Below are 22,505 nucleotides of genomic sequence, written 5' to 3' on the forward strand. Positions count from 1 at the left end.
CGTCTTCTTTAGTTACTGTGTTTTCTGTGGTGAACGACGGCGGTTATTACTGCGCTGGCGTCCCTGTCCTTGTCCCTGACGGGAACCACTATTGCGACGACCACCGCTCTGGCGAGGTGCCCGCTGGAATTTTACCGGTGGCGGCAGATCATCCAGCAGCGCTTCGGCATCGTATTTCGATTGCGGAATCGTGTGCTCGATGTAGGTTTCAATCGCCGTCAGATTAATCGCGTATTCTTCACAGGCAAAGCTGATGGAATGACCGCTTTCGCCGGCACGACCGGTACGGCCGATACGGTGAACATAGTCTTCGGCATCGTCAGGCAGATCGTAGTTAAAGACGTGAGTAACCTGCGGAATGTGCAGACCGCGCGCTGCGACGTCGGTCGCCACCAGGATATCAACTTCACCTTGGGTGAACTGCTCCAGAATGCGTACGCGCTTTTTCTGCGGCACATCGCCGGTCAGCAGGCCAACACGGTGGTTATCGGCTTCCAGGTGCGCCCAGATGTCTTCACAACGGTGTTTGGTGTTGGCAAAAATGATCGCGCGATCCGGCCAGTCTTCTTCGATCAGGGTCTGCAGCAAACGCATCTTGTCCTGATTGGACGGGTAGAACAGCTCTTCCTGGATACGGTGACCGGTTTTTTGCTCAGGCTCAACCACCACGCTTTCCGGGTTGTTCATGTGCTCGAACGCCAGCTCTTTGACCCGGTAGGACAGGGTGGCAGAGAACAACATGTTCAGGCGTCCTTTCGGGCTTGGCATGCGACGGAACAGGAAACGGATATCTTTGATAAAGCCCAGATCAAACATCCGGTCGGCTTCATCCAGTACCACAACCTGAATGCTGTGCAGATCTATCACCCGCTGCTTGTAGAAATCGATGATACGGCCACAGGTGCCGATCAGAATATCTACACCATTCTCAAGGTGCTGTTTCTGTTTTTCGTACGCTTCGCCACCGTAAGCCAGACCGGCTTTCAGGCCGGTGCTGGCCAGTAATGGTGCGGCATCATTGTAAATCTGAATTGCCAGTTCCCGTGTAGGTGCCATAATAATTGCACGGGGCTGATTGGTTTTTCGCTCCTCGGATGCTGGGTTCAGCATCAAATGGTTAAAGGTCGCTGTCAGGAAAGCCAGGGTCTTACCTGTCCCTGTTTGTGCCTGACCAGCAATGTCACGGCCGGAGAGCAATACCGGCAATGCCAGGGCCTGGATAGGGGTACAATTATGAAACCCTTTGTCTTCCAGTCCTTGTAGAACCAGGGGGTTTAGTCCCAGGTCGGCAAATTTCTGCTCTGTGATATGAGTCGTCTTCATTCGTATAGAATATCAGCTTAGGGTTGCAATACGAAACGTATTCAATTCAAATAGGGCATCGATTTGCTGGTTAAAATAGAATCAGCGTTGAAAATCAACCATTGGAGTGGAAGATGAGCGACAAGATTGTGCAGCTGACAGACGCAAGTTTTGAGAGCGATGTGATTAACGCTGCAGGCCCAGTTTTAGTCGATTTTTGGGCTGAGTGGTGCGGACCATGTAAAATGATCGCGCCGATTCTTGACGAAATCGCAGACGAGTACCAAGACAAGCTGACTATCGGAAAGCTGAACATAGATCACAATGCCGCGACACCACCAAAATTTGGTATCCGTGGTATTCCGACTCTGTTGCTGTTCAAAGACGGCAATGTGGCTGCGACCAAAGTCGGCGCACTGTCTAAGTCACAACTGAAAGAGTTTCTGGACGCCAACCTGTAATTGGCCTACAGTAACGCGAAACCGCGTACAATGATCCTTTTGTACGCGGTGTCTTTTTCAGGCCACTAGACGGATGCTGGCTTTAGTGCTAAGTTATTGCACGTAAATTATACGACAGTTCATTTCTTGACCAGCCCCATTGGTCGAAGCTTTTCTCAATTAACCATAGAACCCCTAATTTGACTGACAAGAAACCCACCACTATGAATCTTACAGAACTGAAGAACCAGCCTATCTCAAAGTTGGTTGCGCTCGGCGAAAGCTTAGGACTCGAAAACCTAGCGCGTTTGAGAAAACAGGACATCATCTTTGCCATTCTCAAACAGCACGCGAAAAGTGGTGAGGACATTTTTGGCGACGGGGTTTTGGAAATTCTGCAGGACGGCTTTGGCTTCCTTCGTAGCGCAGACAGTTCATACCTGGCAGGCCCGGATGATATTTATGTCTCGCCAAGCCAGATTCGCCGCTTCAACCTGCGTACCGGTGATACCATTTCAGGTAAAATCCGGCCACCAAAAGACGGTGAACGCTACTTTGCCCTGCTGAAAGTCAACGAAGTAAACCACGACAAACCAGACAACGCCCGCAACAAGATCCTGTTTGAAAACCTTACCCCGCTGCACGCCAATGATCGCATGCGTATGGAACGTGGTAACGGCTCGACCGAAGACATTACTGCCCGTGTACTGGATCTGGCCTCACCTATCGGTAAGGGTCAGCGTGGTCTGATTGTTGCACCGCCAAAAGCGGGCAAGACTATGCTGCTGCAGAACATTGCACAGAGCATTGCTCACAATCATCCAGAGTGCGAGCTGATGGTGCTGCTGATTGACGAGCGTCCTGAAGAAGTGACCGAGATGCAGCGTCTGGTAAAAGGCGAAGTGATCGCGTCTACCTTTGACGAGCCGGCATCGCGCCACGTTCAGGTTGCTGAAATGGTGATCGAAAAAGCCAAGCGCCTGGTTGAGCATAAAAAAGATGTGGTTATCCTGCTGGATTCTATTACCCGTCTGGCCCGTGCGTATAACACAGTGGTGCCATCTTCCGGTAAAGTACTGACCGGTGGTGTCGACGCCAACGCCCTGCACCGTCCGAAGCGTTTCTTCGGTGCGGCCCGTAATGTGGAAGAAGGCGGTAGCCTGACCATTATCGCGACCGCGCTGGTGGATACCGGTTCTAAGATGGACGAAGTGATCTACGAAGAATTTAAAGGTACAGGTAACATGGAACTGCACCTGTCGCGTAAGATTGCCGAGAAGCGCGTATTCCCTGCGATTGACTTCAACCGCTCCGGTACCCGTCGTGAAGAGCTGCTGGCCAAGCCGGATGAGCTGCAGAAGATGTGGATCCTGCGTAAGATCGTTCACCCGATGAATGAGACCGACAGCATGGAATTCCTGATCGACAAACTGGGCATGACCAAGACCAACGACGAGTTCTTCGAAGCGATGCGTCGTCAGAAGTCCTGATTCCACTGGCTTGATGTCACAGATTGTATAAACGCCACCTTGTGTGGCGTTTTTTTATTGCTGATAATATCGGCATGTTGTTTGAAACAGCATTCAATTGACGACTGAGGATATCCTCTTTCAGACTGTGCCGGTCTGCCAGGAAGGCGGACCGAAATGGACCTGATGCCCAGCGGCTCGGGAACCGATAATGAATCAAGTCAGCAATGACACGGAGTATGCAACATGCAACATGGAAGAGGCATGTGGGTCTGGTTGTGGTTACTGCTGGTCGCGCTCCCGCTGAGGGCGGATGAAATCAGTCAGCAGGAATACCAGCAGGTCACGCAGGACATCACACCGGCATTAAAAGCGCTCAAAACCCTGTACCGGGAAAGTGATATTGCCCAGCTTAATTACCAGCTGGCTGATTTCTCCGTGCTGGAGCAGGAAGCCCTGCGGTCGGCACTGGTGGACTATGCCCATACCTTCAAAAAGCTGGATGAAGAAAAGGTCGCCTGGCTTGAAACGCAAGCGGCCCGACAATCACGTTTCACCCTGACAGAGCAGGGCGATGGCTACCGGGTGACCCGGGCGGCGTTTACCTACGGCACCCGGGCGCACCAGCTGCTGCAGCGCTGGCAGCGTGAGCAGCTGGCGGAATCCTTTGTCCGTCAGGTCGATGCCGGTGATTTGGTGCTGGCAGACTGGCTGGCCGGTGATCTCAATACCCAGCGCACCCGGCGCGATATTGCCCTGACGCAGCTTGCTGCGCTGTCCGGCACAGGCGTGCGGTATCTTGCCGATCAGTTTCTGTCCGACCGACAGCTGCTTTGGTTGTCTGATAACGGCTTACTGGCCAAACTGGCCGCGATAACCGGGGATGAAGGTCTGTACCAGCAATTGTGGCGTCGCCGCACCGATCAGTACAGCCGGGCCGAGCTGAACCGGCTGGCCGATGAGCTGCCGGCCCAGCTGGCTGTGAGCCAACTGATGGCCGCGACCCGTAATCCCTCCCTCAAAGCCCAGGCTTACCAGGCGCTGGCTACCCTCAAGCCACTGCCGGACGAGGTGGAAATTTTTCTGTTAGGCAAGCTGTCCGAGCCGGAAGACGGTGAGCTGGTGGCCAGTAAACTGGTCAATCAGGGCCATTCGAGCTGGCTCACCACACTGGCTGCAGGTACTAACAGCTACACCTTGAAGCGTAATCTGGAAACTGCTTTATCGGCATCCATGCCCTGATGCCGTGTAAAGCGCGCTGCCGGGGCGGGAATTTTCTTTTCAGCACTTTGTTTTACCACCAATAAATACGTGCTTAACAAGCATCTTGTCAGGGATTCAGTATATAATGTGTCCTATTTTCATCCCGGCTGCCCGTCAGCCGGGTCGAGCAAACAGATAGGGTGCAGGAATGAAATTCAACGATCTGCGCGACTTTATCGCCTACCTGGAAGAGCGTGGGCAACTTAAGCGCATCAAGCAGCCAATCGATCCCCGGTATGAAATGACCGAAATCTGCGACCGCACCCTGCGGGCTGGCGGACCGGCATTATTGTTCGAAAATCCGGTGGGCTACGATATCCCTGTGCTGGCGAACCTGTTTGGCACTACCGAGCGGGTGGCCATGGGCATGGGGCGTGAGGATGTGCTGGAGCTGCGGGAAGTCGGCAAACTGCTGGCGTACCTCAAAGAGCCGGAGCCGCCGAAAGGCTTCCGTGATGCCATCGACAAGCTGCCGGTCTTCAAGCAAGTTCTCAACATGCCTGCCAAGCGCCTGAGTAAAGCACCGTGCCAGCAGATCGTGTGGCAGGGCGACGAGGTCGATCTCGACAAGATTCCGGTCATGAGTTGCTGGCCGGGCGATGTGGCGCCGCTGCTGACCTGGGGCCTGACCATTACCCGCGGCCCGGAAAAGAAACGCCAGAACCTGGGGATTTACCGTCAGCAGAAACTGAGCAAGAACAAAGTGATCATGCGCTGGCTGGCTCACCGCGGCGGCGCGCTGGACATGCGCGAGTTCATGCAGGCCCATCCCGGTGAGAAATTCCCGGTTTCTGTCGCTTTTGGTGCCGATCCGGCAACGATTCTCGGGGCAGTGACACCTGTACCTGACACCTTGTCCGAGTATGCTTTTGCCGGTCTGTTGCGCGGCAGCAAAACTGAAGTGGTCAAGAGTATCAGCAACGATCTGGATGTGCCGGCCAGCGCAGAAATTGTGCTGGAAGGCTATATTGATCCCAGTGAATACGCAGACGAAGGTCCGTACGGTGACCATACCGGGTATTACAACGAAGTGGAAAGTCACCACGTTTTTACCGTCACGCACGTGACGATGCGCAAAGACCCGATTTATCACAGCACCTATACCGGCCGTCCGCCCGATGAGCCGGCTGTGCTGGGCGTGGCGCTCAATGAAGTATTTGTGCCGATTCTGCAAAAGCAGTTTCCGGAAATTGTCGATTTTTACCTGCCGCCGGAAGGGTGCTCCTACCGTATGGCCGTGGTGACGATGAAGAAACAGTATCCGGGCCATGCCAAGCGGGTGATGATGGGGGTGTGGTCTTTCCTTCGCCAGTTTATGTACACCAAGTTCGTGATAGTCTGTGACGATGACGTCAATGCCCGTGACTGGAATGATGTGATCTGGGCAATTACCACCCGGATGGATCCGGCGCGGGATACTGTGATGATAGAAAATACCCCGATAGATTCGCTGGATTTTGCCTCGCCGGTGGTTGGCCTGGGGTCAAAGATGGGTCTGGATGCCACCAATAAATGGCAGGGTGAAACACAGCGCGAGTGGGGGACACCTATCATTAAAGACCCGGAAGTGGTTGCTAAGGTGGACGCCATTTGGGATGAACTGGGTATTCTGGCGCAATAACGCCGGATGACGCAGCAAGAAGATTTAGCAATGTATCAGGTTCGTGTGTTGCCGCAGGACGTTATGTTCAGTGTCGGGGAAGAGGAAACCCTGTTGAGCGCAGCACGCCGGGCAGGACTGGCTTTTCCCCACCGTTGTCAGGTCGGGGCGTGTGCCACTTGTTTATGCCGCAAGCTGGCGGGTGAGGTGACTTACCGGCTGGCACCGGTGCTGACGGCGAAGGAGCAGGCTGAGGGATGGATATTCCCCTGCCTGGCTATGGCCCGCAGCGATCTGGTACTGACTTTGGAATAGAGGAACAGAATGTCGATTCAGTGTGAAGTGAAGTCAGTCGAGTCACTGGCGTGTAATACCTACCGTATCCTGCTGCAACCCAAGCAACAGGTTGATTTTAAAGCCGGGCAGTATTTGCTGGCGGTGATGGGTGAAAAAGACAAGCGTGCATTTTCCATTGCCAGCAGCCCTTGCCGCAGTGGCGAGCTGGAGCTGCACATAGGGGCGGCTGACCACAATCCCTATGCCATGGAAGTGGTGGAAGCCATGCGTCAGGCCATGGCAGACGGCAGGGCATTTGAGGTCGAAGCCCCGCTGGGGGATGCCTGGTTGCGTGAAGACAGTAATCAGCCTTTACTGCTGATTGCCGGCGGCACGGGTTTTTCCTACGTGCGCAGCCTGCTGGATAACTGCCTGAGCCGCGGCATGAAGCAGCCGATTTTTGTCTACTGGGGCGGCCGCGATGAATGCCAGCTGTATGCCCATGACGAGCTCGTTGCGCTTGCAGCCAAGCACGCTAACCTGACTTATGTCCCCGTGGTAGAAAGTGCACCACCAGCCTGGCAGGGCAAAGTGGGTAATGTACTTGAGGCGGTGAATGACGATTTTGTCAGCCTGTCTTCCTATGACATTTATATCTGTGGCCGGTTTGAGATGGCGGGTGCGGCCCGTGAACAGTTTACGGCTGAGAAAGGGGCTGATCGCGAGCGGATGTATGCCGACGCTTACGCCTTTATCTGATTGTTGCTGGTAAAAAAGAAAAGCCCCTGCATTGATAGATGACAGGGGCTTTTTTATACGGACGGGCACAGTTATCAGGCGTGGGCGGCTGCGACGCGGCGCTTGACCCAGGTTTCATTGACCCACAGTGACAGCAGGATAATGGCGCCGCCCACGATCAGACGCGGGTAATCGACATCCCGGTTCCAGATCACGAGGTTAACGATAAGACCCGCCGGGACCAGGGCGTTGTTCATGATAGCCAGCGCCCCGGCGTTCACCAGAGTCGCGCCTTTGTTCCAGATGAAATAGCCCAGGCCGGAAGCAACAATACCCAGATACACCAGAATGCCCCATTGGGTGCCGGTAGCCGGCAGTTTTTCTGTGTTGCCGAACAGCACAAACATCGGCAGAGCCACACAGACGGCACCGAGATAGAACAGGCCAAAGACCGTGTGCTGAGGCAGATCGGCCTGCTCTTTTTCCATGATGACTTTATAGCCCACCTGGCCGATGGCAAAGCACAGGTTAGCCCCCTGCACAATCAGGAAACCGAGCACAAAGTCTTCGTTGATGCCTTCGAATTTGATGACGGCGGCGCCTAATACCGCAATGACGGCGGTGATCAGATACCAGGCCGAAAAACGGCGCTGCAGCAAGTCATAAATGAGGGTGACATAAATGGGGGTAAAAATGGTGAATAGCAGCACTTCCGGTACCGACAGGTACAGGAAGGACTGATAGTAAAAGCAGTACATGATGCCGAGCTGAAAAGCACCTACCACCATGAGCTTGAGTGCCAGTTTGAGCGTCAGATGCTGACGACGCAGAAACGGCAGAAACACCAGGGCGGCCAGTGCCACCCGGGTCAGTACCGAGAACCAGGCATCGACCTGCCCGGCCAGATAAACCCCAATCAGGCTGAAGGAAAACGCCCAGAGCAGCGTAATCGCAGTTAAGTATCCCATTTGACATGTCCTTTGAATTTTGGCCGCCTAGTGTAACCGAAATTCAGTGATAGCCAATGAGAGGTTGGTCTGTCCTGATCAGGAACTGGCTGGCGTTCACAGTGGCCAGCCAGAATAGTTATCTGGACAAGGCGTGATCAGTGCAGCGGCACCATCAGCAAATCCACCGGGGTGTGATTAATTAACTGTTTGGTTGAAGAGAGGATTTTGCTCCAGAAATCCTGGTGGTGACCGCAGATCATCAAATCAACATCAGACTGTTTGATGGTATTACAGATTTCATCGCTCAGATCGCCGCTGCCGACAAAGGTGTGAGTCACAGGATAGTTCGCTTTTTTAGCCAGATCCTGCAGTTGTTCCTGGGCATTATCCGCCATGCGGTACTGGGCCTCGGCCATGTTGATATCAATCAGGCCGGTATACAGCTCGGCATAGTTGGTATCTATGTGGATCAGAGACAGCTTGGCCCCCAGTTTCTCTGCCAGCGCAGCCCCTTTACTGACCAGAATGTGACTGTCTTCAGATAAATCAACCGCAACCAGAATATGTTGATAGGTCATAACCCGCTCTCCTGTAAGGTTTTTGATATGCTAGCATGGCGTATGGGTAAAAAATGCCGTGCTGATCGCATTGCTTACGCTAACGGAAAATTCTGTGACACGTTAGGTAAGCAGTTGGATCGTTTTGGAGTTTTTATTGATTACCGGCAGCTTAAGCATGATACCTTGTCGTATGAGTTGCAAACTCAGTTATGCATAGTGACAATGTGTTTATTACACTTGATTAGGAAGGAGTAGTTCGATGCTTGCTCAAGCAATGGTTGAGAAACTGAATGAACAAATTAACCTGGAGTTCTTTTCATCCAACCTGTACCTGCAGATGAGTGCATGGTGCGAAGATAAGGGCTTCGAAGGAGCGGCAGAGTTCCTGCGCATTCATGCAGCAGAAGAGATGCAGCACATGCAACGTCTGTTTACCTATGTCAGCGAGACGGGTGCATTGCCGATTCTGGGGACCATTGAAGCACCGCAGCATGAGTTCAGTTCACTGGGTGAAGTGTTCCGCGCCACTTACGAACATGAGCGACTGATCACTGAGCGCATTAACAAGCTGGCACATGTTGCGTTTACTACGCAGGACTACTCAACGTTCAACTTCTTACAGTGGTATGTTTCAGAGCAACACGAAGAAGAGAAATTGTTTAAAGGTATTCTGGACAAGATCGAACTGGTGGGTGAAGACGGCAAAGCCTTGTTCTTCATCGACAAAGATCTTGCCGCCATGGCGAAGCAGGAATCCAGCTCTGTCATGGGTCAGCAGGCCGGCTAACAGGCTCTGGGAAATGCACGGCGGCGCCCCTTTCCGAAAGTGCGTCGCTGCTGTCTGCACCCCCCAACCTTTCCCGGCCAGCAAAGAACCATGGTCGTTGTTCGGAGGGTGTTATGTTTAGTGGTGATGCAATTCTGATGGCCCTGTTTCTGGTGGCTGTAGTTAATATCTCTCGTTATGTCAGCACGCTGAAAACCTTGCTGGTGGTGATGCGTGACTGTGACCCGCTGCTTTACCAGCAGGTAGACGGCCGGGGTTTTTTCTCCTCCCAGGGGAATGTGAACAAGCAAATCCGGCTTTTCCATTACATCCGCAGCCAGCAGTACCATAAGCACCACGACGAGCTTTTCATGGCCAAGTGCGACAAGGTACGCAAGCTGTTTGTCCTTGCCAGTACCAGCCTGATGGTGTTCCTGGTCTCTGTCTTTGTCGTCGCTTATCTGGGTATTTGATCGATTATTACCGACAGATTTGGTAATCCGCCCGCAGACGGGTAAAATACGCGCACTTGAAAAGGATGCCAGGTAATGCATGTCATTACCGCATCCTTTTTATTTTGTCGCTGAGTCGGATTGCGGATAAGAGAATGGCAGAAAAGTTTGATGTAGTGATTATCGGTGCGGGTGCCGCCGGGCTGATGTGTGCCGCCGAGGCCGGTAAACGCGGCCGCTCTGTGCTGGTGGTTGAACACGGTAAAAAACCGGGCCGGAAAATTCTGATCTCCGGCGGCGGTCGCTGTAACTTTACTAACTATGATGTGACGGCCAGCAACTATGTCTGCCGCAACCCGCACTTTGCCAAATCGGCGCTGGCGCAGTACACCCAGTGGGACTTCATCGCCATGATCACCAAGCACGAGATTGCCTACGAAGAGCGGGATCACGGCCAGCTGTTCTGCCTCGATTCGGCCAAAGACATCGTCGAGATGCTGCTCAAAGAATGCGACTTGCCGACGGTACAACAACGTTATCGCAGTGATGTCCTGGATATCAGTAAAACCGACAGCGGCTTTAACCTGAAAATCAACGCAGACACCGTATCCTGTGAATCTTTGGTGATTGCCACCGGCGGTCTGTCGATGCCCAAACTCGGCGCCACCCCGTTTGGCTATCAGGTTGCCGAGCAGTTCGGCCTCAAGATGGTGCCGACCACGGCCGGCCTGGTGCCTTTTACCTTGCATGTCGAAGACAAAGAGGCCTTTGCCGATCTGTCCGGTATCGCGGTTCCTGCGGTGGTCACGGCCGCCGACGGCACCAGTTTCAAAGAAAATATTCTGTTTACCCACCGCGGCCTGTCCGGCCCGGCGATTTTGCAGATTTCCTCGTACTGGAAGCCGGGGCAGGCGGTGTCGATTGACTTGCTGCCGACCCTCAGTCTCGACGACACCCTGCAGGCGATGCGTGACAAGCACCCCAACCAGAGTCTGAAAAACTCGCTGTCCCGTTTGCTGCCCAAACGCCTGGTGGAAGCCATGATTGAACGCGGTGATCTCGAAGACAAGCCGCTCAAACAGCTCAACCCGAAAGAGGTTCAGGCACTGCACGACTATTTTCACCAGTGGCAGATCGCCCCCAACGGCACCGAAGGCTACCGCACCGCCGAAGTCACCCTGGGCGGCGTCGATACCGACGGCCTGTCGTCGAAAACCCTGGAAGCCAAAACCGTGCCCGGCCTGTATTTCATCGGCGAAGTGATGGACGTCAGCGGCTGGCTCGGCGGCTACAATTTCCAGTGGGCCTGGAGCTCCGGCTTTGTCGCCGGCCAGCATGTGTAAGCTGCGCTGTATTGAATGCCTTGAACCAACAAAGCCCCGCATCGCGGGGCTTTTGTCATTTTAACTCGTTATTCACTGCCCGAGTTGCACGCTGTTCACATCCACTGTGGTACCGTTGAGGTCTTTGTCGACTTCGCCCATCAGGGTGACCTGGGTTTCCGGGCCGACTTGCTTATCGCCCCACAGGTGGTTGTCGATTTCGACGATCATTTCGCCTGTGCTGTCTTTGAAGCGGTAGTCTTCATCGCCGAGTGAGGCGACGATATGGCCGGTCAGAGTAACGCGCGCGTCGTCTTTGGCCTGCATAGCCTGGGCGACGGTTGAGTTGGCACCCTGGGTTTCATTCGGTCCTGTGTAGCCTCCCTGGGCGGCGGTAGCGGTCAGGGGCAGGGCCAGAGTGGCAAATAAGAAGATCACTTTTTTCATGGCTGGGTTCTCCGTTATCGGGCTCATGGGAGCAACGACTGTTTTCAGTATGACAGCTGAGCAGCGATTTGCCGCTGTCATCGTGCTGTCTATGTAGCCAGAATAAGGAAGAGAACGTGAAGCAAGCGTGAAATTCCCGTCAGGAATATATGAAAAGTCGCGATAAAGAAGAATTTTTTATCGCTAATAGTGTTCGCTATCAGGCCTGCCGGGCCATGCCGTACCACAACATATCAAAAGCGGCCTGACGTGAGGCGGGATCGGCCGCCAGTGCCGGTTGTTCGGCAAACAGGCTGACGGTGGATAAAAACAGGCTGTGGCAGGTGTTGAGCATCAGAGGTTGCGGCCAGTCTGCCAGTTCCCCTTGCTGCTGGCCTTTTTCTATCAGTTGCGGCAGGAAAGGCAGGGCCTGACTGAGCATGGCATGCTGCTGGCTGAGCAGGTACTGCGGGTCGTTGGCCATCTGGCGCAGGAACTGAAACTGCTGCGGATGGGCAAGTCCCCAGCTGATGGCGGCTTGCCAGATGTGCTGCAGCTGCGCCTGTACGCTCAGGCTGGTGTCCGGTGGTGTCAGGGTCGTTGCCATGTCTGCTTTGATGCTCAGATACAGGGTTTCGACCAGCACCTGCTTACTGGAAAAGTGATGGAACAGCGTGCCATTGGCCACCCCGGCTTCTTTGGCGATCTTGGCAGTGGCAGTGGCCTGAATCCCTTGCTGAGTGAAAAGTGTAAGGGCGGCATCTAATAATTGTTGCTTCTTATTCTGGCTCATAGCTCGCTGTCAGTGGAGAAACTGGCTCATCGGGGTGAGCCAGCATAATACAGGTTTAGCGTAAGAAGAAAGCCATCATCAGCTTTTGCACTGTGGCCCGCCAGCCGGTGAAAGGCGGTACGGCCAGTTTGGCGGTATTGATGCGGCCTTTGGTCAGCACAGTTTTGGCTTTGGAGAAGGTCAGAAAGCCTTCCTTGCCGTGATAATGACCCATGCCTGACGGCCCGATACCGCCGAAGGGCGCATCGTCGGCCGCGACATGGAACACTGAATCATTGATGGCCATGCCGCCGGCGTGAACATCAGACTTCACCCGCTCCTGCAGGGTTTTGTCCTGCGTCATCAGGTACAAGGCCAGCGGACGGGGGCGCTGCTGGATGTACTGGATGGCCTCGTCGATGTTGCTGTAGGTGATCACCGGCAGCAAGGGGCCGAAGATCTCTTCTTGCATCAGGGTCAGGCTGTCATTCGGGTTCACCAGCAAATGCGGCACCATACGGTGCGCACCGGGGTCGATGGCATCCGGGTGGACGGTTTCAATCCGGGTGTTGTTCCGGGCGGCTTCTGCCAGCCACTGGGTCAGACGGTCAAACTGGCGCTGGTTGACGACTGAGGTAAAGTCCTGGCTGTGCACGCCTTGCGGATACATTTGCGTAAATTGTTTCTTGAACTCGGCAATGAACGCATCTTCTTTGCCTTCCGGCACTAAAACGTAATCCGGTGCCACGCAGATTTGACCTGCATTCAGGCATTTGCCGAAAATCATCCGTTCAACCGCTTGCGGCATATCGGCATCCGGGGCGATCAGGGTCGGTGATTTACCGCCCAGCTCCAGCGTAACCGGGGTGAGGTTATCCGCCGCGGCGCGCATGACATGGCGGCCGACGGCGGTGGAGCCGGTAAACAGCAGATGGTCAAACGGCAGTGCCGTAAACGCCGCCGCAATGTCGGCTTCCCCTTCAATGACGGCGACCTCAGTGTCAGCAAAGATATCTGCCAGCAGGGCGGTAATGACCCGGTTGGTTTGCGGGGTGAATTCACTCAGCTTAATCATGGCACGGTTGCCGGCCGCCAGCGCAGGGATCAGCGGGCCGATGCTCAGCATGACAGGGAAGTTCCAGGGCACCACGATACCGACCACACCGACCGGCTGGTAAATGACTTCCACTTTGGCCGGCATCAACAGCAAGCCGGCGTGACGCCGCGATGGCCGCATCCATTTTTTCAGGCGTTTGACGGTGTAGTTGATCTGCTGAACACAGGGCAGGATGTCGCTCAACAGGGTATCCTGGTGACTGCGGTGGCCGAAGTCGGCAGACAGGGCTTCACACAGCGCGTCTTGGTGAGCAAGCAAGGCGGCTTTCAGCTGTTTGAGCCGGGCAACCCGGCTGGCATAGTCCGGCATGGTCTGCGCCAGGTACTCATTGTGCTGGGTGTGGAACAGTCGCTGCATAGTGAAAATCTGCTGGCTGTCTTGGCTCGCAGTGGCAAAGGTCATCCCTCTCTCCTGTTTTGACAGAGTGAACCGCGTTGACGCGGTTTAGTATCAGAGAATGCCGGCCGGTTTGTCCGTAAACCGACTGACCAGTCGGTTTTAATATAGGGCGACTCAGCGCTGCGCGCAAGAAATCGGCATATTTAAATACCGTTCTGTGAGGTGCAGCCCGTGAGGCGCAGCGCGATTATGGCGCCGTCCGGCGCCGCGGATGCCCGCTTTTTTCCGCCGGGAAGGCCGCCAGAAAGGCGTCGAAATACTGCTGTAACGCCTTGGCATCATGGTGCTCTCCCAGCAACTCCAGCAGGGCGATGCCGGTTTCGCAGGTGCACAGATTGCCCGTCTGCTGATTGCGACGCAGTGAGTAACAGGAGTCGCGATCCACACTCAGGCTGAGCCTGGGCAGCTTAGCCAGCCACGGGCTTTTGCGCACCATCTTGCGTGCTTCCTGCCAGGTGGCATCCAGCAGAATGAATAACGGGGTTTTGCCGGTCTCGCGCGCAAAGGACGCCGGGGGATGGGCGTCGTCGGTCGGAAACAGCAGCCAGGGCTGGATCTTGCCATCGGCGAGCAGCGTCAGCAGCGCCTCGGGCGGCTCGGTACGAGACCAAAGCAGGCGCTGGCAATGCGGCAGCGTTCTGGCCATCAGCGCCCCGGTATTGGTGTCTTTGCCAAATTCCTTGCTGTGAGTCAGCAGCACAAAGATCGCCTGAGAGCGCAGGCGCACTTCGGCATGGCAGATACAATTATGAACAAAGCCGCAATTCGGGCAGGGTGTTACCGTTTGTGGAGCAGGTTCGGCACTCATGGTTGTCATCGCTTATGGTATTCTTGGGTCTGTGACCTCAGATGTTACTGCTCTGGTACCACAAAATCACGACAACAGGATGCGATATGGCTTATTGGTTATTCAAAACGGAACCCGATACTTTCTCTATTGATACCCTCAGGCAGATGAATGTGGCTTGCTGGGAAGGTGTTCGTAACTATCAGGCGCGCAACATGATGCGCGATGATGTCAAAGTGGGTGACCAGGTCTTTATCTATCACTCTTCGTGCAAAGACATTGGGGTGGTGGGGATCGCCAAAGTGGTGCGTGAAGCGTATCCGGATCATTTTCAGTTTGATCCCGACAGCCCGTATTTCGACCCGAAATCCGATCCCGCCAATCCGCGCTGGGTGATGGTGGACATCGAGTATGTGCGCCATCTGCGCCTGGTCACGCTGAAACGCATCAAAGCCAATGATGCGCTGCATGAAATGCCGCTGGTGCAGCGCGGCAACCGCCTCAGCATCATGCCGGTCACGGAACAGCAGTGGCAGGAAGTGCTGCGCATGACAGGACAGTTTTAACGCACTTGTCGTGGTTGATTGTTCCCTCCCCTTGACAAGGGGAGGGTTAGGGTGAGGTTAGAGCGGCGGGCGCGGATTTAGCGTTTGTGCCGTATAACCCCCTCCTGACCTCCCCCTTGAAAAGGGGGAGGGATCGTATTGAGTTTGCTGAAACCACGAATATTCCCTCCCCTTGGCAAGGGGAGGGTTAGGGTGGGGTTCGAGCGGCGGGCGCGTATTTAGCGTTTGTGCCGTATAACTCCCTCCTAGCCTCCCCCTTGAAAAGGGGGAGGGATCGTACAGAAATTACTGAAAATTGAGTGACTTACAGCAGATGCTCGGCCAGGTAATGCGCTACGGCTTCGTCGGCGCATGAACCAATCACGCCGTTGTCAGGCAGGGCAGCCATCACTTTGTGGTGAGCGGTGCCCATTACCAGACCTTTACCGGCCATGCTCAGCATTTCCACATCATTCATGCCGTCACCGAAGGCGATACAGTCTGTCAGCGCATAGCCTTTCGCTTCGGCAACTGCAGCCAGGGCGTGACCTTTCGACACCCCGACATCCATCACTTCCAGACACCAGGGTGTGGAAAAGGCGATGCTGGCACGCTCGCCAAACACGGCGCGGAACTTGTCTTCCAGCACCACCAGCTTGTCGTGGTCTTTATCATCACGGGTGAAGAACACCTTCGCCACGCCATCCAGCGGCGGGTTGTTTACGTCAAACAGTTTGTATGTAAAGGTTTGGTGGAAATCACGCAGATACGCATCTTCGATGTTGAGCAGCCAGTCATCATGACGGTAGATATGGATGCGTAAGTCCGGCTCGTCTTTGGTGAGCTCCATCAATCCCAGGATCACCTCAGGCTGCACGTCCTGCTGGAATAGCACTTCGCCCTGACAGGTATGCACCCGGGCACCGTTGGAGGTGATCATGAAAGCCGGAATGCCCAGTTGCTCGCGCATTTCGGCCACATCGACATGGTGGCGGCCGGTTGCGAAGACGAAATCTTTGCCTTGCTGGTGCAACTGCTGGAGCACCTCTTTGGTGAAAGGGGCGATTTTATGATCGGGTGTCAGCAGAGTACCGTCGAGATCAGAAGCAACAATTTTATACATGGCACGTCTCTTTCATTGAGGGCTGCACCGGTTCGGGCCAGCCGGGTGATTTACCTACACAGGCAGTGTAAACCAGATTGGAGTCAAGAAAAGAGGCTAATCTGCGACCCCGGTTTTTTCCGCTATTTCAGTCAGTATGAGTTCAGCCTGGCTGACTGCTGGCCACCAGCGGGGTGGCGGCTGTCGCTGGCTGGCTGAACCGGGCGAAGTGTTCCAGCACAGCCGTGACCGCCTGTACCCGCTGCAAGTCCTGCTCGAAAAGCACTTCATGGCGGGCGCCCTTGATCACCTTCACCTGACACTGTCCGCCGGCCTGTCTGATCTGCTGGCAAAACAGGTTCTGCGCCCGGTTGTCGACTATAGTGTCCTGTTCATTTTGCAGCAGCAGTACCGGGCAGCGAATCTGACCGGCCAGAGCCACCGACTGGCGGGCGGCGCTCAATGCCTGCCAGACCCATCGGGAGCTGGGGCCGCCCAGTTTGAGGGCCGGCTGATCTTCATACAGATTGCGGAACCACTCGTAACGGCACTGGCTCTGGCATAAGGGATTATCGGCAAAGGGCTTGGGATAATAAGGGGTCTGGCCTGGCGCATAGCCGGGCTGACGCTGGAGCTGCTCGGCCACTCTGGCCAGCGGCGAGGCAATAGGTTTCATCCAGTGGCTGACTTTGATGCCGTGCATCGGGGCGCTCAGTACGGCGGCCGCAATCTCATCAGGGTACTGGGCCAGATACAGGCTGGTGACTGTGCCGCCCATCGAATGGCCGAGTATAAAAAGCTGCGGGTAACCGGCCGGTTTGACTATGGTATCTATAAAGGTGTGGAGATCACTGACGTAATCGGCAAACTCTTCCACATGGCCGAGCTGGCTGTCCGGAGTCAGGCGGCCGGAGCAGCCCTGGCCGCGGTGGTCCAGGGCAAAAACATCATAGCCCTGACGTGTCAGCTCCCAGCAGAGTTCCTGGTATTTATGAAAGGTTTCGACCCGGCCGTTGACCAGCACTATGGCTCTGTCGGCGCTGAACCCGGTCAGGCTCATCCAGGCAATGGGCACGCCTCCGACACCGGCGAACTGACTTTGCCGGCGCTGAGCCCAGCACTCGGTCACCGGCCCGGCCATGGTGGCCGCAAAATCGGGTTCCATGCTGATCCCCCCGGCAGGGAGGGAAAATGAAAATCCTTGAGTCATGGGAAGCTTGTCCAACATTTGTCCGCTCTTTGTGGCGATATAAAGGAATTAGTAATATGTTCCAGTATAACGTAAAGTATTGATGGTTTTGGATACGGCATAAAATCTGGTGCCATTCTATTATTGTTATTGTCTTCCACCGGACAGGATCATTAATTTCCCCAATATGTACGCCTACGTTGCTCGTCAACCTATCTTGAACCGCCAGCAGAGAACCGTTGGTTATGAACTGCTGTTTCGTGATGGGGAGCATAATGCCTTTCCGGACATCGAAGCCAATACGGCCACCAGCCGTTTGCTGGTGGAAAACTACATGGCGGTCGGCGATGATCTTGCCACCGCAAGCCAGCGTACCTTTATCAACTTCCCCCATGACAGCCTGGTGAAATTGCTGCCTTTATTGCTGCCGCGGCACAAGGTCGTGATAGAAGTGCTGGAAACCTGCATACCGGATGACGAGCTGTTCGCTGCCATTCGCCATCTCAACAAACAGGGCTATACCATAGCGCTGGACGACTTTGACCTGCAGCCGGCCTGGCAGCGTTTTATGCCCTATGTGCATGTGATTAAGCTCGACTTCATCAAACTGGGTTGTCAGCGTGCCTGTGCCTTTGTGGCCCAGCATGAGAATCGCCGCCTGAAGTTTCTGGCCGAAAAAGTAGAAAGCCGGGAAGAGTTTGAAGCCGCCCGGGCCGCCGGTTTTCATCTGTTTCAGGGCTATTACTTCAGTAAGCCGGAGCTGCTGAAAAACCGTCAGGTGACCCCTGAAACCCTGACTACCCTGAGACTGCTGCGCGAAATCAGCCGCACTCCGGTCGACTTTCTCCGTGTCGAGCGCATTATTTCCAGCGACGTGTCCCTGTCTTATCTCTTGCTGCGCTATGTCAATTCCGCCGCCCACAGAACCTTATCGCCAATCGGTAACTTTAAGCAGGCGCTGGTGTATCTGGGTGAGGAGAAAATTAAGCTGTTTGTCTCTGTGGTGGCGGCGGCGCATGCCTCTATCCGCAAACCGCGCGAGCTGTATATTCTGTCTCTGCAGCGGGCGCGCATGTGTGAAGAGCTGGCCAGGAGCAGCGGTATTGCCCTGAACAGCGATCAGGCGTTTCTGGCCGGGATGTTTTCGCTGCTCGATGCCTTGCTCGATAAGCCGTTGCCTAAACTGCTGGAGCTGTTACCCCTGTCTGAGGAAGTCCACAGTGCCTTATTGCTGCGGGAAGGGCCGCTGGGCGATATTCTGAATTTGCTGGATGCCTACGACAATGCCGACTGGGACAGTACCGCCCGGTATTGCCAGCGGCTGGGGATGAATGAGGCTCAGGTGGCGAATGTGTATCACCAGACGCTGCGCTGGCTGGCCAGCTATCAGATCCCGTATCAGAAATAAGCTGTGTATCCCGCCGGGGGAAAAGAGGAAAAACAAAACCGGGCGTTTGCCCGGTTTGTCGTTTCAGGGGGAGGCAGGATTAGCCGCCAATGTTGTAATAGGTCGCAGCGCCCGGACCGACCGGGATACCCAGTACAAACACCCAGACATAGAACATCAGGCTCCAGCCGACCACGAAGACCATGGAATATGGCAGCATAGTGGCGATCAGGGTGCCCAGTCCCAGATTCTTCTGGTAACGGGTCGCCACCGCCAGAATCATACCGAAGTAGCTCATCATAGGGGTGATGATATTGGTGACTGAGTCGCCGATACGGTACGCCGCCTGAATGGTTTCCGGCGCATAGCCGACCAGCATCAGCATAGGCACGAAGATAGGTGCGGTCACGGCCCACTGTGCCGAGGCGGAACCTATCATCAGGTTGATGAAGCCACACATCAGGATAAAGGCGAAGAACAGCATTGGCCCGGTCAGACCGATGGATTGCAGCATGTCTGCACCCGCCACGGCAAAGACCTGACCAAAGTTGGTCCACTTGAAGAATGCCACGAACTGGGCGGCAAAGAACACCAGGACGATATACATACCCATGGACGACATGGAAGCTGACATTGCACTGATCACGTCGCGATCTGTCTTCATGGTGCCGACGACTTTACCGTACGCAAAGCCAGGGATGGCGAAGAACACAAAGATGAAAGCCACTATGCCTTTCAGGAAAGGCGAGCCCGCCACCAGACCGGTCTCAGGATGACGCAGGATGCCGTTCTCCGGCACGATAGTCAGTGCCAGCAGTACAGACACCGCCAGTGCTGCCAGACCGGCTACCTTCAGACCTTTCTTTTCCAGATCCGTCAGCGCGCCCATTCTGTCTTTGCCCAGATCGTCGCTGGCTTCCTCGACATTGTAAGTGCCCAGTTTCGGTTCCACAATTTTCTCGGTCACGAAGGCACCCATGATGGTGATCGCGAACGTTGACGCAAACATGAAGTACCAGTTCACTTCCGGGCCAACCTGGTAGGTCGGGTCAATCATTTGTGCTGCCGTTTGGGTAATCCCGGACAGCAGGGGATCCACTGTGCCCAGCAGCAGGTTCGCACTGTAGCCACCGGAGACACCGGCAAAAGCTGCGGCCAGACCCGCCAGCGGGTGACGACCCAGCGAGTGGAACAGCATGGCGGCCAGTGGGATCAGCACCACATAGCCCAGCTCAGAAGCCGTATTGGAAATGATACCGGCAAACACCACCACCAGAGTCACCATGCGGCGGGAAGCGCCCATGACCAGGCCGCGCATTGCAGCAGAAAGTAAGCCAGAATATTCTGCAATCGCGACGCCCAGCATAGCGACCAGCACGGTGCCCAGCGGGGCAAAGCCAGTGAAGTTTTTCACCAGATTCGCCACGATCATTTGCAGACCTTCGGCGTTCATCAGGCTGATAACGTGGATCATGCCGTCGGCGGCCCGTCCCGGGGCGCCTTCCGGGCGCGGGTCTGGCACTGAAACGCCAAAGTAGCCGGCAATGCCGGAAGCAATCAGTATTGCCAGGCTGAACAGGGCAAAAAGGGTGATTGGGTGTGGCAGCAGGTTACCCAGCCACTCAACGGTATCCAGAAAACGCGTAAAGAGCGTTTTTTTGGTATTCAACTGTTTTTGTGAAGCACTCGAATGCATCACGACCTCCATTCTTACGTCATGTACCCGTCAATGGGCATCTTTTGTCGGTGCGGGAGGTTACGCTATTGTTAATGTCAGAAACAAGACAAAAGTGTGTATAAATGTTTCTGTTGTGTATTTTATGACTGCTGATTTAGCTTTTTGCTGGTTTTTTATGTTTATTTTTATCTGATCTGTGGGTCAATTTACTTTATATATGCCCTGAGTTGACTAGATAGGTGGGTGGTGTTGGCGGTACTTAGCCAGTTCTGTGCCGTCTTGGCGGATGTAACAGGTGTTTTTTGTGATTCACTTCTCGTTTTTGCGCTGAACTAATAAAACATCATTCAAATTATCAATTTGATAACATACTGAGAAGCGTCTGCCTTTAGTTTGTGTGGACGGCATGCCGGTGAGGGATGGACAAATTCTGATCAGACAACTCATGACGTTTTAGTATTGAAAGGATGGTGGTAACAAGTGAAGGAGTTCTCATGCGGGAAAAAATAGTCTTTGTCGACTTACTGCGCTGTGTTGCCGCCACAGCTGTGGTTGTGATTCATGTGTTAGGGCCTTACCGTGAACTGATCGGGCTGATCCCGGACCATGCCTGGATAACCGCGGTCAGCTATAACAGCTTCAGCCGTTGGGCGGTGCCTGTCTTTATCATGATCAGCGGCGCACTGATGCTGACAGACACCCGGCCGTTTGAGTTTGGCTATTATGTCCGGCGGCGGCTGGGCAAGGTATTGATCCCCTTTCTGGTGTGGTCGGTGTTTTATGCGTTTTTTTCAGGCCTGACCTTAGACGGCTATCAGAGCAGTACCGCGATGGCGACACTGGCTAACATGCCAGAGCATGAAACCTATTATCACCTGGGCTTTTTCTACTACTTTCTGCCTTTGTATCTGGTGATGCCGTTTTTGCAGGCGTGGGTGAGGCGGGCTGATCCCACGGCAGTGAAAGGGGTGACGCTGGTGTGGATACTGCTGACGGCTTTGTTTTTGTTTCACATCGACGGCCCCTGGAGCCACCAGTTGGTGCTTTACAGCGGGTATTTGCTGTTGGGCTACTGTCTTTATCGTTATTCCTGGCCGACCCTGGGCTGGTTACTGCCCCTGGGCGTAGCGGGGTTGTTACTGACGGATTATATGGTACTCAGCCAGAGCTTTGCGGCGGGTGAATATACTGTGGGCCGCTGGCTGTCTTACAAAACTCTGAATACTGTGCTCATCGCTGCGATGGTATTTATGGTGTGCCGTTATATTGCCGATCGCCTCAGTGAAGAGACGCTTGCCAAGCTGGCTTTTGTGAGCCGCTACAGTCTGGGTATTTACCTGCTGCACCCGATTTTTCTGTGGCCGGTCAGGGCGTTTGATTGGTACTTTATTCACCCTGTTGTGATGATACCCTTCTGGACTCTGGTGGCTGGCGGCCTTGCTTTGCTGGCGAGCTGGCTGCTGAGCCGTCACCGGCTGATGGCCTGGCTGGTGCCCTGATGACACCGTCTTACTGACGTGGCGACATTTGTCAGCGTTTCAGTGCAAAGTGCAGAAATCGCCGGCCCCGGTAGGTCAGGATACCTGCATCACCGGCATTCAGGGCGTGGAAATAGTGCGGTCCGATCTGGAAATCACGTTTGGGGCCGCCTGTTACCGGCTGGACATACAGCCAGTATTCCTCACTGTCGCCGCCTGACTGAGTGTTGTCGAGAGCGACACTCTGTTTATCGAGTATCAGCACCTCTATTGTCTTTTCTATCGCCGCGTTGCCCGACAGATGACGGCGGTAGATGTAAGTGAATGAGGCGACAGCAACAACAAGCAACACCAGAAGAATCAGAAAAGGGGTAACGGGCATAGCAGGCTCCTTAGGTAACTGCCCGCTATTATGCTTGAGTGTGTAGCGGGTTGTCTGTGACAGAATGCGGCTATGGTGAGATCGCTGCCGGTAGATTTGCAACTG

22 protein-coding genes and 1 pseudogene are annotated in these 22,505 nt (G+C 54.5%); 12 read left to right on the forward strand and 11 right to left on the reverse strand.

Going from position 1 to position 22,505, the window contains the following annotated elements:
• Positions 1-12: 12 nt before the first annotated feature.
• Positions 13-1,323 carry an ATP-dependent RNA helicase RhlB gene (rhlB, locus tag H511_RS0100175; protein ID WP_027250484.1) on the reverse strand — a complete coding sequence of 437 codons (1,311 nt, stop codon included), beginning with the start codon at positions 1,321-1,323 and terminating at the stop codon, positions 13-15.
• Positions 1,324-1,436: 113 nt separating this feature from the next.
• Between rhlB and trxA the strand changes: the two genes are divergently transcribed.
• The 6 genes and pseudogenes from trxA to fre all read left to right on the forward strand — a co-directional run bounded on the left by trxA (position 1,437) and on the right by fre (position 7,109).
• The gene (gene trxA / locus H511_RS0100180; protein ID WP_027250485.1) at positions 1,437-1,763 is read left to right on the forward strand and encodes a thioredoxin TrxA; all 327 of its coding nucleotides are present in this window, start codon (positions 1,437-1,439) and stop codon (positions 1,761-1,763) included.
• Between the two features lie 203 nt (positions 1,764-1,966).
• Positions 1,967-3,232 carry a transcription termination factor Rho gene (gene rho / locus H511_RS0100185; RefSeq protein WP_027250486.1) on the forward strand — a complete coding sequence of 422 codons (1,266 nt, stop codon included), beginning with the start codon at positions 1,967-1,969 and terminating at the stop codon, positions 3,230-3,232.
• Between the two features lie 225 nt (positions 3,233-3,457).
• A complete protein-coding gene (locus H511_RS0100190; RefSeq protein WP_027250487.1) occupies positions 3,458-4,453 on the forward strand; it encodes a hypothetical protein in 996 nt (331 codons plus the stop codon).
• Positions 4,454-4,622: 169 nt separating this feature from the next.
• Positions 4,623-6,071 (forward strand): annotated as a pseudogene (gene ubiD / locus H511_RS0100195) (4-hydroxy-3-polyprenylbenzoate decarboxylase); the annotation flags it as partial.
• A gap of 54 nt (positions 6,072-6,125) precedes the next feature.
• Complete coding sequence (locus H511_RS0100200; protein ID WP_027250489.1) at positions 6,126-6,389, forward strand: 2Fe-2S iron-sulfur cluster-binding protein; 264 nt, start codon at positions 6,126-6,128, stop codon at positions 6,387-6,389.
• A 9-nt stretch (positions 6,390-6,398) separates the two neighbouring features.
• Positions 6,399-7,109, forward strand: coding sequence for an NAD(P)H-flavin reductase (gene fre, locus H511_RS0100205; RefSeq protein WP_027250490.1), 711 nt, complete (start codon positions 6,399-6,401; stop codon positions 7,107-7,109).
• Positions 7,110-7,183: 74 nt separating this feature from the next.
• Here fre and H511_RS0100210 read toward each other — a convergent pair whose 3' ends face one another.
• Complete coding sequence (locus tag H511_RS0100210) at positions 7,184-8,056, reverse strand: carboxylate/amino acid/amine transporter (RefSeq protein ID WP_027250491.1); 873 nt, start codon at positions 8,054-8,056, stop codon at positions 7,184-7,186.
• A gap of 137 nt (positions 8,057-8,193) precedes the next feature.
• Positions 8,194-8,616 carry a universal stress protein gene (locus H511_RS0100215; RefSeq protein ID WP_027250492.1) on the reverse strand — a complete coding sequence of 141 codons (423 nt, stop codon included), beginning with the start codon at positions 8,614-8,616 and terminating at the stop codon, positions 8,194-8,196.
• A 241-nt stretch (positions 8,617-8,857) separates the two neighbouring features.
• Here H511_RS0100215 and ftnA point away from each other — a divergent pair, with 241 nt between their 5' ends.
• The 3 genes from ftnA to H511_RS0100235 all read left to right on the forward strand — a co-directional run bounded on the left by ftnA (position 8,858) and on the right by H511_RS0100235 (position 11,159).
• Entirely contained in the window at positions 8,858-9,385 is a 528-nt protein-coding gene (ftnA, locus tag H511_RS0100225; protein ID WP_027250494.1) for a non-heme ferritin, read from the forward strand.
• A 113-nt stretch (positions 9,386-9,498) separates the two neighbouring features.
• A complete protein-coding gene (gene uspB / locus H511_RS0100230) occupies positions 9,499-9,837 on the forward strand; it encodes a universal stress protein UspB (RefSeq protein WP_027250495.1) in 339 nt (112 codons plus the stop codon).
• A 134-nt stretch (positions 9,838-9,971) separates the two neighbouring features.
• Positions 9,972-11,159: a BaiN/RdsA family NAD(P)/FAD-dependent oxidoreductase gene (locus H511_RS0100235; protein ID WP_027250496.1), complete on the forward strand. Its 1,188-nt coding sequence runs from the start codon at positions 9,972-9,974 to the stop codon at positions 11,157-11,159.
• Positions 11,160-11,231: 72 nt separating this feature from the next.
• On the opposite strand, the gene H511_RS0100240 is transcribed toward H511_RS0100235, so the two are convergent.
• From H511_RS0100240 to H511_RS0100260, 4 genes are all read right to left on the reverse strand, one after another.
• Entirely contained in the window at positions 11,232-11,585 is a 354-nt protein-coding gene (locus H511_RS0100240; RefSeq protein WP_027250497.1) for a NirD/YgiW/YdeI family stress tolerance protein, read from the reverse strand.
• A 199-nt stretch (positions 11,586-11,784) separates the two neighbouring features.
• Positions 11,785-12,357 (reverse strand): TetR/AcrR family transcriptional regulator, encoded by a 573-nt coding sequence (locus H511_RS0100250; protein WP_027250498.1) that lies wholly within the window; start codon positions 12,355-12,357, stop codon positions 11,785-11,787.
• A gap of 55 nt (positions 12,358-12,412) precedes the next feature.
• Positions 12,413-13,855 (reverse strand): coniferyl aldehyde dehydrogenase, encoded by a 1,443-nt coding sequence (locus tag H511_RS0100255; protein WP_027250499.1) that lies wholly within the window; start codon positions 13,853-13,855, stop codon positions 12,413-12,415.
• Between the two features lie 184 nt (positions 13,856-14,039).
• Positions 14,040-14,669, reverse strand: coding sequence for a tRNA-uridine aminocarboxypropyltransferase (locus H511_RS0100260; RefSeq protein ID WP_248616550.1), 630 nt, complete (start codon positions 14,667-14,669; stop codon positions 14,040-14,042).
• A gap of 77 nt (positions 14,670-14,746) precedes the next feature.
• Here H511_RS0100260 and H511_RS0100265 point away from each other — a divergent pair, with 77 nt between their 5' ends.
• Positions 14,747-15,205, forward strand: coding sequence for an EVE domain-containing protein (locus tag H511_RS0100265; RefSeq protein WP_027250501.1), 459 nt, complete (start codon positions 14,747-14,749; stop codon positions 15,203-15,205).
• Positions 15,206-15,509: 304 nt separating this feature from the next.
• On the opposite strand, the gene H511_RS0100270 is transcribed toward H511_RS0100265, so the two are convergent.
• The gene (locus H511_RS0100270; RefSeq protein ID WP_027250502.1) at positions 15,510-16,307 is read right to left on the reverse strand and encodes a Cof-type HAD-IIB family hydrolase; all 798 of its coding nucleotides are present in this window, start codon (positions 16,305-16,307) and stop codon (positions 15,510-15,512) included.
• A gap of 142 nt (positions 16,308-16,449) precedes the next feature.
• Positions 16,450-17,451 (reverse strand): alpha/beta fold hydrolase, encoded by a 1,002-nt coding sequence (locus tag H511_RS0100275; protein ID WP_248616551.1) that lies wholly within the window; start codon positions 17,449-17,451, stop codon positions 16,450-16,452.
• Positions 17,452-17,662: 211 nt separating this feature from the next.
• On the opposite strand from H511_RS0100275, the gene H511_RS0100280 reads away from it, so the two are divergent.
• Complete coding sequence (locus H511_RS0100280) at positions 17,663-18,883, forward strand: EAL and HDOD domain-containing protein (protein WP_027250504.1); 1,221 nt, start codon at positions 17,663-17,665, stop codon at positions 18,881-18,883.
• Between the two features lie 79 nt (positions 18,884-18,962).
• On the opposite strand, the gene H511_RS0100285 is transcribed toward H511_RS0100280, so the two are convergent.
• Entirely contained in the window at positions 18,963-20,558 is a 1,596-nt protein-coding gene (locus H511_RS0100285) for an AbgT family transporter (RefSeq protein ID WP_027250505.1), read from the reverse strand.
• A gap of 476 nt (positions 20,559-21,034) precedes the next feature.
• On the opposite strand from H511_RS0100285, the gene H511_RS0100290 reads away from it, so the two are divergent.
• The gene (locus tag H511_RS0100290) at positions 21,035-22,039 is read left to right on the forward strand and encodes an acyltransferase (RefSeq protein WP_027250506.1); all 1,005 of its coding nucleotides are present in this window, start codon (positions 21,035-21,037) and stop codon (positions 22,037-22,039) included.
• 31 nt (positions 22,040-22,070) lie between these two features.
• On the opposite strand, the gene H511_RS0100295 is transcribed toward H511_RS0100290, so the two are convergent.
• Entirely contained in the window at positions 22,071-22,400 is a 330-nt protein-coding gene (locus H511_RS0100295; protein WP_027250507.1) for a DUF2500 domain-containing protein, read from the reverse strand.
• Between the last annotated feature and the right edge of the window lie 105 nt (positions 22,401-22,505).

Source organism: Photobacterium halotolerans DSM 18316, assembly GCF_000425165.1.
Taxonomy (GTDB): domain Bacteria; phylum Pseudomonadota; class Gammaproteobacteria; order Enterobacterales; family Vibrionaceae; genus Photobacterium; species Photobacterium halotolerans.